We start from the raw sequence: 16506 nt of genomic DNA on the forward strand, positions 1-16506 counted from the left end.
GCGGCCGCACCGGCGCGGCCGCGGCTACCCAGAGAGGACACCATGAGGCGTACCTTCGGCATCGTCGCCCCGGTCGCGGCGCTCGTCCTGGCAGGAGGTGGTGCGCTCGTCGGCGCCCCCACCGCCCAGGCCGCGGCGGGCTCACCCGTCGCGGACCCCGCGTCCTACGTCAACCCGTTCATCGGCACCCAGGACGAGGGCAACACCTATCCCGGCGCGACCGTCCCGTTCGGGATGGTCCAGCTCTCGCCCGACACGGGCCACAACACCGGCTACGACTACACGCAGAACAGCATCCGCGGCTTCTCGCAGGTGCACCTGTCCGGCGTCGGCTGCGGGCTCGGCGGCTTCGTCCCGATCCTGCCCACGACGGGCGACGTCACGAAGACCGACGACGCCGCGTACGCGCTCGGCTTCAGCCACGACGACGAGGCCGCGTCGCCCGGGTCGTACGAGGTCGGCCTCGCGGCCCCCGGCGGGACCGTGAAGGCGGAGCTCACGGCGACCGCGCACACCGGCGTGCAGCGGTACACGTTCCCGTCCACCACCAAGGCCGACGTCCTGGTCGACGCGGGGCAGGCGCTGTCGGGCGTGTCGAGCTCGAGCGTGAAGATCACAGGCGACCGCACGGTCGAGACCGCCACCACGGTGCACGGGTTCTGCCAGGACACCAAGCCGTTCACGGTCTACACGCGCACGACGTTCTCCCGGCCGTTCACGGCGTCGGGCACGTGGACGGGCGACACGGTGACGGCCGGGTCGGTCTCGGCGAGCTCGACCCAGCGCACGGGGGCCTACCTGCAGTTCGACACGACAGGCAGCGGCGGTGACGCGCGCGTGGTCGAGGCGCAGACCTCGCTGAGCTACGTCGACGCCGACGGCGCGGCCGCCAACCTGGCCGCGGAGGCGTCGGGCTTCGACACGGCGAAGGCCGCCGCCACGAAGGCGTGGGACGACCGCCTCGGCCAGGTGGCCGTGACGTCGTCGGACACCTCGGACGCGGGCAAGACGCGGCTGAAGACCTTCTACTCGGCGCTCTACCGCACGTTCCTCGCCCCGAACACGGGCACCGACGTCGACCAGCGCTACCGCGGGTGGGACGGCGACGTCCACACGGCCGACGGCTTCACGTACTACCAGGACTTCTCGCTGTGGGACACCTACCGCACCCAGCAGCAGCTCCTCTCGCTCCTCGCTCCGGAGCAGTCCGCCGACATGGCGTACTCCGTCGTGCTCGAGGGGGAGCAGGGCGGCTGGGCGCCGCGCTGGAGCTACGGGCCGGTCGAGACGAACATCATGACCGGCGACCCGGTCACCCCCTTCCTCGTCGACGCCTGGAGCCAGGGCCTGCTGAAGGGCCACGAGGAGGAGGCGTACGCCGTCCTGAAGCAGAACGCCGACGGCGTGCCCCCGGCCTCGTCGCCCTCCAACGGGCGCGCGGGGAACGCGACCTACCTCGCCGACGGCTATGTCCCCTACGAGCCCAGCGCCACCGGCAAGCCCGGCGACTACGACCTGCAGCACGGCGGGTCGGCGACGCTCGAGTACGCGCTGGCCGACGCGTCGCTGTCGGCCATGGCGCAGGGCCTCGGCCACGCCGACGACGCCGCCCGCTACGCGGACCGCGCGCAGAGCTTCCGGTCGATCTGGGACTCCACGACCAAGTCGTTCCGGGCCCGCGGAGCCGATGGGCTCTTCGTCGCCGAGACGGACCCGGCGAGCGCGCCCGGGTTCCACGAGGGGACGGCCGTCCAGTACCAGTGGCTCGTGCCGCAGGACATGCCGGCGCTCGTCGACCTCATGGGCGGCAAGGACGCGGCCGAGCAGCGGCTCGACGCGTTCTTCGCCTACGACAAGGTCCTCGCCGACCCCGCCGACACCGCCAAGAACGTCTGGGTGAGCGGGTCGTACGACTACTACAACCAGGACAAGTACAACCCGAACAACGAGCCGGACCTCGCGTCGCCGTACAGCTACCTGTGGACCGGTCAGCCGTGGAAGACCACCGACGTCGTGCGCGCCGCGCTCACGCTCTTCACGGACGGGCCGACCGGCGTGACCGGCAACGACGACCTCGGCGAGATGTCGGCCTGGGACGTCGCGTCGTCGCTGGGGATCTACCCGATCCAGCCCGGCGCCGACCTCTGGGGCCTGTCGACGCCGGCGTTCGACCGTGTGGACATCGCGCTCGACCGCGCCTACTACCCGGCGGGGAACCTCACCATCACGGCCGACGGCGTCTCCGACTCGTCGCACTACGTGCAGTCGCTGACCTCCGACGGCGGAGACGTGGACCGCGCCTATCTCACCGGCCCGCAGCTCACGTCGGCCGGGACGCTCGCGTACACCGTCGGCTCGAAGCCCTCCGCGTGGGCCACCGGCGCGGACGCCGCGCCCGGCGCGCTGGTGTCGGGCGCGTCCATCCCGGACCGGCTCACGGCCGGCGTGTCGGTGCCTGCCGTCTACGGCACGCCGGGCGGGGACGTCACCCTCCCGGTCGCCGTGCTCGCGCAGGGCTCGGGCACGCGGCACGGCACGGTGTCGGCCACGTCGAAGGACCGCAGCCTGCGGTCCGCCGGCGCCGAGCCGTGGTCCGTGACCGCCGACGGCGGCGCGGCCCAGACCTCCGTCGACGTCACCGTCCACCTGGCCCCCGACACCGCGTTCGGCAACCACGAGGTGAAGGTCGCCGTCCGCGACGCCGACGGCACGGTCATCCGCGACACCGTCCAGGTGGTCGTGGCCGGGGACTCCTGGCTGCAGGGCGCCTTCAACAACGCGGGCATCGCCGACCGGGGCAAGGCCGGCTCGGGCGACTTCGACGGCCTCGGCTGGGCGTACCTGCGCGACGAGATGGCGGGCGCCGGGCTCTGGGCGGGCGGCGAGCACACCGTGCCCGGCACCGACCTGACCTACGTGCTGGGCGGCGCCACGACGGGACCGGACAACGTGGTCGGCTCGGCCGACCCGGCGACGACGGACGTGTCCGCCGCGCTGGGCAAGGCGCACCAGATCGCGTTCGTCGGCGCCGGGGCCAGCGGCAACCAGACCGGCGACGTGACCCTCGGCTTCGCAGACGGGTCCACGCAGAAGGTCGCCGTCACGCTGACCGACTGGTGCTCCGGGAGCCCCGCGCAGGGCAACGTCCTCGTCGGGCGCACGGCGCACCGCTCGTCGGGCGGCGGGACCGGGACGGACTCGGTCGCGTGCGGGCTGTTCGCGACGGATGCCGTGGCGCTGCCGGCCGGCAAGCACCTCGCGTCCCTCACGTGGTCCACGAACACCAAGCTCCACGTGTTCGCCGTCGCGTCCGACGCCAGGCCCGCGGCCGTCACGGCCCGGAAGCCCGTCAAGGTGACCGGCGACGCCCGGCCGGGCTCGACGGTCCACGCCGTCGCGCCGACCTGGAACGCCGCGGGCACCGCCACCACCTACCGGTGGAGCGTCGACGGGACGACCGTCGCGGGCGCGAGCGGCGCGGACTACACCGTCCGGGCCTCGGACGTCGGCAAGGCGCTCGCCGTGACGGCCGTCGGCCGCGCGGACGGGTACCTCAGCGGGTCCGTGACCTCGGCACCGGTCCGGGTCCGCCCGGCCGTCATCACCGCGAAGGACCCGGTGTGGATCTCGGGTGACGTCGTCGTCGGGGGGAAGCTGACGATCCACCCGGGGACCTACGACGTCGCGGACCCGTCGTTCGCGTACTCGTGGTTCGCCGACGGACACCGGATCGCCGGTGCCGACCAGGGCACGTTCGTGCTCGGTCGGGCCCAGGCGGGCAAGCGGATCACGGCGGAGGTCGTCGTGAGCGCGCCGGGGCACGCGGACCTTCGCGTGACGACGGGCCGCACGGTCCCCGTCGCGAAGCGGTAGCGGCCGGGCCGCGGGACGGCGGGCCTCCTGACGGGGGCCCGCCGCCCGCGGCCTCCGCCGGCGGGTCACAGCGAATTCACCTGAGCGTCCCGCCTGCGTCGCCCGGGGTGCTCGCGACGCTGATTGACTCGCCGCCGTGAAGATGCGTACAGTCCCGCCCATGACAGCGTTGTCGCACACGCGCGCAGCCCAGCAGCCCCGCCGGTCGATCCGCACCCCTCGCTCCCGGAGCGCGGCCCTTCCCGCGGCGCTCGCGCTGGTGGCGTCCGCCGTCGTCGTACCGCTGGCCGGGCCGGCGGGCGCCGCGCAGGCCACCACGGGACCGACGGACTACACGCAGTACGTCAACCCGTTCATCGGCACGCAGGGCGACCACGGGCAGGACGGCCCCGGCGCCTTCGCGCCGTACGGCCTCGCCACGGTGACGCCGACGACGACGAACGGCAACCACGTCGGCTACGAGTACACGTCGGACACGCTCCTCGGCTTCACGAACGTCGCGCTCGACGGCGTCGGCGGGGGCGGGGGAGCGGGCGACGTCCTCGTCGTGCCGACGTACCAGAGCTACACGTCCCGGCCGTCGACGAGCAGCTACCAGAAGTCCGTCCGCACGAACGACGGGACCAAGGACGAGACGGCGACCGCGGGGTACTACCAGGTCGGGCTCGACGAGGGCGGCAAGGACATCGACGCGCAGGTCACCGCCGCGACGCGGACCGGCGTCCAGGACTACACGTTCGACTCCGCGGGGCACGCCTCGCTCGTCGTCGACCTGCAGCACACGGGCAACGGCCGCAAGGCGACCGACCTGAAGGTCGGCCGGAGCGCGGACGGCAACACGACGCTCTCGGGGTCGTTCACCGGCTACTTCTACAACTCGGCGTACAAGCTGTACTACTACGCGGAGACGACGGTCCCGACGTCCTCGGTCCAGACGTGGGGCTCTGCCGGGCTGAGCGACACGAAGACGACGCAGGACGGCACGGACATCGGCGCCGTGCTGGGCTTCGAGGCGACCGCAGGGGAGCACGTCGGCCTGCGCGTCACGCTCTCGCCCGTGAGCGCCCAGCAGGCGCAGCGCGACGCCGCGGTCGAGGTCGGCGGGAAGACGTTCGACCAGGTCCGGAGCGCGACGAAGGCGGAGTGGAACGACCGCCTGGGCAAGGTCGAAGTGGACGCGAGCACCGCGAACGACCCGACGGGCGACCTGAGGAAGCAGTTCTACACGCACCTGTACCGCCTGGCGGACAGCCCGATGAACGCCACGTCGACCGACGGGACGTACCGCGGCGCGGACGGCGTCGTCTACCGCGCCGACGGCTACACCCACTACGACTCGTGGTCGCTGTGGGACGACTTCCACAAGTACGCCGCCGTCGCCTCGGTCTTCCCCGACGTCTACCGCGACGTCGTCCAGTCGCTCGTCGACCTCTACGCCGAGGTCGGGAGCAGCGGCAAGGGCTCCGTGGGCGGCCTCCTGCAGTCCGTGCCGACGGTGCGCTGGGAGCGCGCGCCCGTCGTCGTGGCGGACGCGATCTCCAAGGGCGTCGACCTCCAGGGCCTCGCGCAGGCGTACCCCGCGCTCGTCGCCCAGGTCGGCGGTCCTGCCAGCCTGACGAACCTCGACTCGCGCGCCGGCGGCCTGCTCGGCTACTCGTACGACGCCGCCGGCCTGGCCGTGATCGCGGACGCGATCGGCAAGACGTCCGACGCCGAGCGCTACCGCGACGAGGCGGCGCGCTGGGCCGAGGACTACGACGCCGACGCCCTGACGACCGACGCCCGCGCGAAGGCGGCGACCGGCTCCGCGGCCGGCGTCGACCAGGTGGGTCTGCTCATGCCGCGGTCGTCGAACAGCGACACCGCGCCCTTCACGTACACCGACCCCGAGCAGTGGCAGGCCGCGGGCCTCTACCAGGGCACGCTCTGGCAGTACGCCTGGTACGACGCCCAGGACCTCGGCGGCATGGTCGACCTGATGGGCGGCAAGGAGCAGGCCGCGAAGGCGGTCAACTACTTCTTCGGTACCTACACCGACGACTGCTCGCGCAACCTGCACCTGTACGCGAACGAGATCTCGGTGCACGCGCCGTTCCTGTTCAACTACGTCGGCGAGCCCGCGCAGACGCAGGACCTCACCTACCGCACCGTCACCGAGCCGGTGTGCACGAGCTACACCGCCGACGGCTCCTCGACCACGGCGTCGAAGAAGCGGGTCTACCAGAACACGCCCGACGGCATGCTCGAGACCATGGACAACGACGCCGGCACGATGTCTGGCTACTTCGTGTCCAGCGCGCTCGGCCTGTACCCCGTGACGGCGGGCGGCGACAGCTTCCAGATCACCTCGCCGATCTTCGACCGCACGACGATCCACTACCCGGGCGGCAAGGACCTCGTGATCGAGGCCCCCGGCGTCAGCCCGACGAGCCACTACATCCAGAGCGCGACGCTGGACGGCCAGCCGCTGAACCGCACGTGGCTCACCGCCGCGGAGATGAACGCGGGCGGTGTCCTGCACTTCACGATGGGGTCGAAGCCCTCGTCCTGGGGCGCCAACGGCGTCTCCGAGGACTCGGCCGACGACCACGTCAGCAGCGCCCTCTACCACCCGGCCGACGCCGTCTCCACGTCGTCGCGGGTCTTCGAGGAGTCGACCAGGAACGACGGCTCGATCGGTAACGCGGTCACCGTCTCCGTGACCGGCGCGACCTTCGCGGGCAACGTCGGGTCCGACCTCACCTCGAAGGTCGACGCGACCGGCGTGCCGAAGGGCCTGCGGCTCAGGGCGACGAAGACGGGCGCGAGCACGCTCGACCTCACCCTCACGGGCCGGGCAGCGAAGCACCTGGTCGACGACTCGACCGACGGCCTCGCCGTCACCCTCGCCGCGGCCGCCTTCGCGGGGACGGCGCCCAGCGCCGCCGAGCGTGCGCTCACGCTCAAGGTCCGCTTCGCCGGGTACACGCTCAGGCCGAGCACCACCAGCCTGACCGCAGACGCCAAGGGCCGCGTGCGCACCACGGTCGACCTCACGCTCGGCGGCGGCGCGACGTTCGCGGGCAAGAACCGTCCCGCGCTCTCGAAGGGCGCTGTCACGTTCCCCGGGCTCGCCCCGGGCGTCACCGCCCAGGTCGCGCGGACCGACGCCACGACCGCTGAGGTCACGTTCAAGGGCACGCTCCGGAGCGCGACCGCGACGGAGTTCACGGTCCGGCTCTCCGACGCGGCGCTCGACGGCGCCTCGGCGTCCGAGGTCACCGGCGCCGGCACGACGGCGCTCCACCCGTTCACGCTCTCGCCCACGACCAGCACGCGCGCCGACCTGCAGGCGCTCTACGACGACGCCCGGCTGGTGACGGCCGACCGGTACTCGGCCGCCTCGTTCGCGGCCCTGGAGTCGGCGGTCGGGGGCGCGAAGGCCGTGCTGGCCGACCAGGACTCGTCGGAGCACGTGCTGTCCGGGGCCCTCGCCGTGCTGCGGGCCGCGGCCGACGGGCTCGAGATCGGCGGTGACGGCTACCGGCTGCTCCAGGCCGAGGACTACGACCAGTGGTCCGGCGGCACGCTGAAGACCGAGAGCGGCGGCAGCGGCACCGACGTCGGCGGCGTCGCGCCCGGGTCGTGGCTCGCGTACCGCGGGCTCGACCTCTCCGGGGCCACGCCCGAGTCGGTCGTGATCGACTACGCGCACAACCCCGGGACGGCGTCGGCGAGCTCCGCGGTCGAGCTCCGGACGGGCTCGCCGACGGGCCCGCTCGTCACGACGATCGCCCTGCCGACCACGAACGGCTGGTCGAACTACACCGCGCTCACCCACACCTTCACCGTGGACGAGGCCGCGAAGCTCGACGGCGTCGAGGACGTGTACTTCGTCTTCACGGGCACCCTGGCCCCGGGCCAGAGCTGGGTGGCGAACCTCGACTGGTTCCAGCTCCACGCCTCGGCGGCCTCGGAGGAGACGTCGAGGACGATCCAGTTCGAGTCGGTCCGGAAGGGCTACGGCATGCTGAACGCCGCCGACTCCGGGCTCGTGGCGGGCACCGACTACGTCGGCCCCGACCTCAAGACCGAGGCCGGGAGCGTCGGCGGTCAGCTCGCCGGCACGAAGGACGGCGCCTGGGTCCGCTACCCCGACGTCGACCTGGGGTCGCACCACGCCACGACGCTGAGCGTGCGTTACGACGCCCCGTCGACGAAGGTCGCCGGCGGCAAGGTCGGGCTCTACGTCGATGCGGCGCCGTCGTCGTCGAGCGCCCCGTACGTCACCGTGCCCCTCACGACGACGGGCTCGGGCTGGGGCACGTACGCCACCGCCACCGTGACGCTCCCGACGGAGCTCACCGGCAAGCACAGCCTCTACCTCGCGCTGCAGAGCAGCCCGACGGCGAGCCAGCCCTACGTCGGCAACCTCGACTGGTTCTCGCTGGGCTACGGCGTCGACAAGACCGCGCTGGAGGCGGCGATCGCGCAGTACGGCAGCCTCACCGCCGACGCCGACCTGTACCTCGCGACCGACTTCGGGGTCTTCACGCGGGCGCTCTCGACCGCCCAGGCGGCCGACCGGGACGACGACGCCGCGGCGGATCAGGTCGCGACGGCTCTGCGGACGCTCACCGTCTCCGCCGACCAGCTGCGGTGGAAGGTCGTCAAGCAGCTCGCCGACGTGCGTGCGAAGGCCGAGGCCGTCCAGGCGGGCGACGTCACCGCCGTCACGTACCGCAAGCTCGAGAAGGCGCTCGCGGCGGCCGACGCGCTCGACCTGGCGACGAGCAGCCACCGCGCCTACGAGTCGGCGCTCGCCGCCCTCACGTCCGCCTACGACCACCTCGTGGTCGTGGGACCCGGCGGGGGTCATCGCTGACCGTCGAGGTTCGTGGCGGAGCCCCAGGTGGGTCCCGGTGGCAGCGCTCCCACGCCCAGAAATGGGCATGTTGCGGCATGCTGCCGGTCAGGCGGTAGTCTGGCGCGACCACAAGGAACGGCAGGAGGGCGGGGGGCCATGAGCGCGGACGGCAGCGGAGGCATCGGCGCGGGCGGGACCAGCGCTGACGCGCGCGCGGCGGGTACCGGGACGCCCGCCCCGTCCCAGGGCGCTGCTGTCCGGCGTCCCACCCTCGCCGACGTCGCCGAGCGCGCGGGCGTGAGCCTGAAGACCGCGTCGCGCGTGATGAACGGCGAGCGGTACGTGGCGGAGCAGACGCGCGAGCGGGTGCTCGGCGTGGCCGACGACCTCGGCTTCCGCCTCAACCCCATGGCGAGCCTGCTCAAGCGCGGCGTCGTGCCCGGCGTCGTCGCGTTCGTGACGGGCGACCTCGCGAACCCCTTCTACTCGGTCATGGCCAAGGGCGTCGAGCAGGAGGTCCGCGCGCTCGGGCTGCAGCTGACGATCGCGAGCTCGGACGAGGACCCGGACGCCGAGGTCGTGCTCGTCGACGAGTTCGCGCTGCGCCGGGTCCGCGGCATCATCCTCACGTCCACGCTGACGTCGCACGCCTCGCTCGTCGACGTGCAGGAGCGGGGCGTGCCCATCGTCTTCGTCGACCGGCCGCCGTCGGGCATGGACGCCGACGCGTTCCTCCTCGACAACTACGGCGGCACCCGCGCCGCCGTCGAGCACCTGCTGGCGGCCGGTCACCGGCGCATCGCCTACGTCGGCGACTACGCCCGGCTCCACCCGCAGCGCGAGCGCCAGCGGGCGTTCGGCGACGCGATGGAGGCCGCGGGTGTCGCCGACTGGCGGGCGCTGGTGCGTGAGGGCGCGCACGACGCCGAGTCCGCCGCGGCGGCCGTCCGCGAGCTCCTTGTGGAGGACCCGGACGTCACCGCGGTCTTCGCGTCGAACAACCGCATCACGACGGGCGTCCTGCACGCGATGGCCGACCTGGCGCCCGAGCTCGCGCTCGTCGGCTTCGACGACTTCGACCTGGCCGACCTGCTCGGCGTGACCACGGTCTCGTACGACCCGGCGGAGATCGGCCGGCAGGCGGCCAGCGCGCTGCTCGCCCGCGAGGGCCGGCGCGTCGAGGACCCGCAGACGTGGGTCCTCCCCACGCGGCTCGTGCTGCGTGGCTCGGGCGAACGGCCGCCGCGCCCCCGCGCTTCCTGAGCCGGGGCGCCCCCCAGACTCCTTCCTGTTGACAGCCCCCTGCGGGCTGTCTACTGTCTGCTTGACTGACAGCGATGTCAGGCGCGCGCAGGCCCGTGCGGCTGCGCCCAGGACCGCACGTCACGGAAGCGTCAGTGAAGACGAACCCCAGGAGTCGAGGATGAGCCTGCAGTTCAGCGATGCCGGGCGGCCGCCCGGACGCACCCGGAGGCGCGCGGGATCCGCCGCCCGGATCGGCACCGTCACCGCCGTCAGCGCCGCGCTCGTGGTCACGCTCGGCGGGATCGTCGCCCCCGCCGCGCAGGCGGACGACGCCCCCGCCGGCGGCACGTTCGCGTCGTCCTTCGAGAAGAGCGACGCGGCGCCCCTGCTCAGCACCGCGTTCAGCGACCCCGTGAACGTCTCGGGCGTGCGCTACGCGAACGGGAGCCTGCTCCCGCACGTCACGGGCGTCACGGCCTCGGCGGAGAACCCGCCGTCGGAGACGGCCGTGAAGGCCGCCGACGCCGACAGCTCGACCAAGTGGCTCGTGCGGTCCGCGACCGGCTGGCTGCGCTACCAGCTCGACGCCGCGCAGACCGTCAAGCAGTACACGCTCACGTCCGGCAACGACTCCGCGGGACGCGACCCGAAGGCCTGGACCGTCCAGGGGTCGACGGACGGCACGACCTGGGTCGACCTCGACAGCCAGACCGGCCAGTCGTTCTCCGACCGCGGCGTCACCAACACCTACACGGTCGCCAAGCCGGGCGCCTACGCGTACTACCGGCTCAACATCACCCAGAACAACGGCGACAGCCTCATGCAGCTCGCCGGCTGGGACGTCCTCGACGGCTCCGACGTGCCCACGCCGGCCGGCCCCATCCGGACCGAGGTGGGCTCCGGCCCGGTCTCGTCGCCGACGGCGAAGACGAACGCCGGCTTCAGCGGCACCCAGGCCCTGCGCTACTCGGGCTCGCACCTGGCCGACGGCAAGGCGTCGTCGACCGACACCCTGTACCAGGACGTCGACATCGCCGTCGGCTCCGACAGCGAGCTGTCCTACACGGTCTTCCCGACCATGAACCCGAGCGACCTCGAGTACCCCGCGACGTACGTCGCGGTGGACCTCCAGCTCGACGACGGCACCCTGATGTCGGCCAAGGGCCTCACCGACCAGTACGGCTTCGGGGCGGACGCCAAGGACCAGGGCAGCGAGAAGGCCCTCTACGCCGACCAGTGGAACAAGGTGCGCGTCGACCTGTCGTCGCTGGCCGGTCGCCACGTCACCAAGGTCCTGCTGAGCTACGACAACCCGGGCGGCTCGGCGAAGACCTCGTTCTCCGGCTGGCTCGACGACGTCAAGATCCAGCACGCGACGACGATCGACGGCTCGAGCCGGACGAACTTCGTCGACACGCGCCGCGGGACGAACGCGAGCGGCAGCTTCTCACGGGGCAACAACATCCCCGCGACCGCCGTGCCCAACGGCTTCAACTTCTTCACCCCGATGACCGACGGGCAGTCGAACAGCTGGCTGTACAACTACGCGTCGAGCAACGACGCGAAGAACCTCCCCGTCCTGCAGGCCATCGGCATCTCGCACGAGCCGAGCCCCTGGATGGGCGACCGGAACCAGCTCGCGATCATGCCGTCGCTCGCGACCGGAACCCCCGACGCCGGCCTGTCGGCGCGCGGGCTCGAGTTCTCCCACGACGACGAGACGGCCCAGCCGGACCTGTACTCCGTGAAGTTCACGGACGGGATCAAGGCCGAGGTCACCCCGTCCGACCACGCGGGCGTGTACCGCTTCACGTTCCCGTCCGGGGCCGCGACGGGCACGGCGATCGTCGACCAGGTGTCCGGCACGTCGTCGCTCAAGGTCGCCGCCGACGGGACCGTGAGCGGCTGGGTCGACGGCGGGAGCGGCCTCTCCGCCGGCGCGAGCCGGATGTTCGTGTACGGGCAGTTCGACCGCGCCCCGAGCGCCGTCGGCACCGCGACCGGGCGCACCACGGCCCAGTTCGCGCGGTTCGACACCGCCTCGGACAGCTCGGTCGAGCTGCGGATCTCGACCTCGTTCATCTCGCTCGACCAGGCGAAGCACAGCCTCGCCCTCGAGGTCGCGGGGCAGTCGTTCGACCAGGTCCGCGGCGCGGCCCAGAAGCTGTGGAACGACCGGCTCGGCGTCATCGACGTGCCGTCGGCCACGCAGGCGCAGAAGGTCAACCTGTACTCCGACCTCTACCGCCTCAACCTGTACCCGAACTCGCAGTCCGAGAACACGGGCACGGCGGCCGACCCGACGTGGCAGTACGCCAGCCCGGTCTCGGCCAAGAGCGGCACGGCCTCCGACACCGCGACGAACGCCAAGGTCGTCGACGGCAAGATCTTCGTCAACAACGGGTTCTGGGACACGTACCGGACCGTCTGGCCGCTGTACTCGTTCCTCTACCCCGACGTCGCGACCGAGCTCGTGGACGGGTTCGTCCAGCAGTACCGCGACGGCGGCTGGATCGCCCGCTGGTCCTCGCCGGGCTACGCGGACCTCATGACGGGCACGAGCTCGGACGCATCGTTCGCCGAGGCGTACCTGTCCGGCGCGATCCCCACCGACCTCGCGCTCGAGGCCTACGACGCGGCGGTGAAGAACGCGACCGTGCTGCCGACGTCGAACGCGGTGGGCCGCAAGGGCCTCGACACGTCCGAGTTCATCGGGTACACGTCGAACGCCACGGGCGAGAGCGTCTCGTGGGGGCTCGAGGGCTACGTCAACGACTTCGCGATCGGGAAGATGGCCGCCAAGCTGGCTGCCGACCCGGCCACGCCGCAGGCGCGCGTCGCGGAGCTCACGCAGGAGGCGTCCTACTTCACCAAGCGGGCCACCAACTACGTCAACATGTTCGACCCGGCCGTGAACTTCTTCCAGGGCAAGACGCCGGCCGGCGCGTTCGCGAAGGACGCGTCGACGTACGACCCGACCCAGTGGGGCGGCGACTACACGGAGACCGACGGCTGGAACTTCGCGTTCCACGCCCCGTACGACATCGACGGCCTCGCCGCGCTGTACGGCGGGACCGACGGGCTGCTGAAGAAGCTCGACACCTTCTTCTCGACCCCCGAGAAGGGCTCGTACGGCATCCACGAGGCCAAGGAGGCCCGTGACGTCCGCATGGGTCAGCTCGGCATGAGCAACCAGGTCTCGCACCACATCCCGTACCTGTACGCGGCGGCCGGCGAGCCGTCCAAGACGCAGGCGGCCGTGCGCGAGATCACCCAGCGCCTCTTCGTGGGCTCCGAGATCGGCCAGGGCTACCCGGGCGACGAGGACAACGGCGAGATGTCGTCGTGGTACGTGTTCTCGGCGCTCGGCTTCTACCCGCTGGCGCTCGGCTCCGGCCAGTACACGATCGGCTCGCCGCTGTACAAGGACGCGACCGTCCACCTCAAGGGCGGCGACCTGAAGATCGAGGCGCCCGACAACAGCAAGCAGAACGTGTACGTGAAGTCGGTCGACCTCGACGGCAAGGCGCTCGACGGGGTGAACCTCGACGAGTCGGCCCTCGCCGGCGGCGGGACGCTGACGTTCGACATGAGCGCCACGCCGACGTCGTGGGGCGAGCGGACGAGCGACGCCGCGGTCCGGACGCCGGAGGTCGACGGGACCAAGGCGTCGTACGGCGACACCGTGGCCACGGACGGCACGGACGTCGGCGCGCTCGTCGACGACAACTCCCGCAGCGCGGTGACCTTCGCCTCGGCGACCCCGTCCGTCACGTGGTCGTCGACGAGCGGCCCGGTCGCCGTCGCGTCGTACACGTTGACGAACGGTGCGGGCGGTTCGGTGCCCACGGCCTGGACCCTCGAGGGCTCCAACGACGGCCAGAGCTGGACGATGCTCGACACCCGGACGGACCAGAAGTTCGCCTGGGCCACGCAGACGCGCCCGTTCACGGTCGCGAAGCCGACGCTGTACGCGCAGTACCGGCTCCACGTCACCGCGACGAGCGACGGCTCCGCGCCGACGCTCGCCGAGCTCGAGCTGCTCGTCGACACGACGGTGCAGTCCGACGCGTTCGCGCTGTACCCCGCCAAGAAGCTCGCCGGCAAGGTCGGGACCTCGTTCACGGGCGCGTACGCGACCGTGACGGGCGGCACCTCGTCCGACCCGAAGGACTTCAGCGCCACCGTCGACTTCCTCGACGGCGAGGGGCCGCAGGCGGCCACGGTCACCAGGTCCGCCCTCGGTGCGATGCAGATCACGGCGCCGCACACGTTCGACAAGGCGGGCGTCTACACGGCGCGCGTGTGGGTGAAGCAGGGCGACAAGCAGGCCTCGGAGCCCGTGACCCTCACGGTCTCGCGTGACGACTCCCTGGTCGGGGCGTACTCGATCACCTGCTTCACGACGCTCGGCGCCGGCATCAGCGGCGACTGCGACGGCAACGGCTACACGTTCGACGCCGCCTCGCTCGCGGGCAAGGGCTACGTGCCCGGCACGACGGTCGCGGTGCCCGGCACCGCGCTGACGTTCGACCTCCCGAAGGTGGCCGCCGGCAAGCCCGACACCGCGGTGGCCAAGGGTCAGCGCATCGCGCTCGACCTCGGCACGGGGGCCACGAAGCTCTCCGTGATCGGCACCGCCAACGAGAACGCGCAGCACGGCACCGCCACGCTGACGTTCACCGACGGCACCACCCAGGACCTCGCGATCGACTACGGCGACTGGGTGGGCGCGGCGAAGAGCCCGCAGTTCGGGAACATCGCCGTGGCGCTGTCGGACGACCGGCTCAAGGGCTCGGGCGCGGGGGACAACCAGGCCGCCGCGGTCTTCTCGACCGCGCCGGTCGACATCCCCGCGGGCAAGACGGTCGAGTCGATCACCCTGCCGAACCAGGAGAACGGTCTCGGCGACGGTCTGATCCACGTCGTCGCGGTCGCGTCCGACGGGCAGCGGACGGCTCACACGGCGATCGCCGCCGCGGGCGCCGACGTCGCCCAGCAGGCCACGGGCGAGGCGTTCACCGCGACGCTCGCCACGGTGACGGGCGGCCTGGGCGGCGCGGACACCGCGACCGTCAACTGGGGCGACGAGACCCCGGTCGGCGCCGCCGAGGTGGCGGACGGCAAGGTCACGGGCACGCACACCTACGCGCAGCCCGGCACCTACACCGTCTCCGTGACCGTCGACGACGGCGAGAAGAGCGTCGTCGCGACCACGAAGGTCGTCGTCAAGGACGTCTACCACGCGGCCCTCACGGTCACCCCCGCGAAGGTCCACCCGGGCGACGCGGTGACGATCAAGGGCACCGGGTTCAAGCCGGGCGAGACGGTCGACGTGACGCTGAGCGCCACGCCGGTCGCCACCTCCGCCCGGTCCCTCGCGGCGACGCCCGGCGTCACGGCGGACGAGCACGGGTCGTTCAGCACCACGCGGACGATCCCCGCCAAGGCGGACGACGGGACCTACCCGGTCCTCGCCGTCGGGCGCGACTCGGAGGCCTCGGCGAGCGCCGTCGTCGTCGTGGAGCACGCCAAGAAGGCGTCGTCCGTGACGCTGACCGCGTCCCCGACCAAGGTCGCGTTCGGCAACCCGGTGAAGCTCACGGCGACGGTCACGAACCGCGCGACCGGTGCGGTCGAGTTCTTCGACGGCACGACGTCGCTCGGCCTGGTGTCGATCGTCGGCCACAAGGCGCGGCTGACGCTCGACACGGTGCCCGTCGGCACGCACGCCTTCACGGCCCGCTACGCCGGCGACGACGTCTACACCGGAAGCTCGAGCGGCACGGTCAAGGTCACGGTCGCCAAGGCGCACGCCGCCGTCGGCGTCCCGGCCTTCTCGAAGCCGTCGCAGGTCTACGGCTCCTCGAAGGTCGCGGCGGTGACCGCCTGGGTCACCGGGGCGACGAGCGGCACCGTGACGTTCCGCAGCGGCTCGACAGTGCTCGGCACCGCCAAGGTCGAGCGGAGCGGCTGGGGCTACAAGGCCACGGCCACCCTCTCGAGCACCCTGCGTCCGGGCACCTACCGGAGCACCGTCGCCGTGCTGGGGGAGACCAGCACGACGGACGGGGCCGTGTCGCCGGGCTCGCGCACGCCGTTCACGGTGACGAAGCCGACGACGTCGGTGCGCGTCACCGGGTCGTCGTTCCGGACGGGCGCGCACCCGACGGTGGCCGTGACGGTCGCGAAGGTGTCGGACGGCTCGTGGCCGGTGGGCTCGGTCGCGGTGCAGGTCGACGGCCGGACGGTCACGACCGCCGCGCTGAAGGCCTCGGCGCAGGGCCGACTCACGGTCACGCTGCCGAAGACGTACACGTCGAGCATCACGGTGCGCGCGGTCTTCACGCCGTCGTCGTCGTACGTCGAGGGCGCCACGTCGCCGACCGTGCGGATCACGCCGCACCGGTGACGGGCCGCTCCTGACGGAGGGTGACCGCCAGGGGCAGGACAGGGGAGCGGGGCGCGGGCGGGGCCGGCGGGCGGGGGCGGGGCGCCGCGGGGGGCGGGGGGGGGGGGGGGGGGGGGGGGGGGGGTTTTGA

The 16506-nt window shown here is 72.4% G+C and carries 4 protein-coding genes; all 4 read left to right on the plus strand.

Translation table 11 applies throughout. The features are described from left to right. Nucleotides 1–42: 42 nt before the first annotated feature. The 4 genes from ACLQ14_RS09945 to ACLQ14_RS09960 all read left to right on the plus strand — a co-directional run bounded on the left by ACLQ14_RS09945 (nucleotide 43) and on the right by ACLQ14_RS09960 (nucleotide 16376). Nucleotides 43–3873: a GH92 family glycosyl hydrolase gene (locus ACLQ14_RS09945; protein ID WP_425812447.1), complete on the plus strand. Its 3831-nt coding sequence runs from the start codon at nucleotides 43–45 to the stop codon at nucleotides 3871–3873. A gap of 160 nt (nucleotides 3874–4033) precedes the next feature. Beyond that, on the plus strand, nucleotides 4034–8737 hold the full coding sequence (locus ACLQ14_RS09950; protein ID WP_425812449.1) for a GH92 family glycosyl hydrolase: 4704 nt from the start codon (nucleotides 4034–4036) through the stop codon (nucleotides 8735–8737). Nucleotides 8738–8875: 138 nt separating this feature from the next. Continuing rightward, nucleotides 8876–9982, plus strand: a complete 1107-nt coding sequence (locus ACLQ14_RS09955) for a LacI family DNA-binding transcriptional regulator (protein WP_425812451.1) — start codon at nucleotides 8876–8878, stop codon at nucleotides 9980–9982. A gap of 160 nt (nucleotides 9983–10142) precedes the next feature. Beyond that, nucleotides 10143–16376 (plus strand): GH92 family glycosyl hydrolase, encoded by a 6234-nt coding sequence (locus ACLQ14_RS09960; protein WP_425812453.1) that lies wholly within the window; start codon nucleotides 10143–10145, stop codon nucleotides 16374–16376. The last annotated feature ends 130 nt before the right edge of the window (nucleotides 16377–16506 follow it).

Source organism: Luteimicrobium sp. DT211, from assembly GCF_049844995.1.
GTDB lineage: Bacteria > Actinomycetota > Actinomycetes > Actinomycetales > Cellulomonadaceae > Luteimicrobium.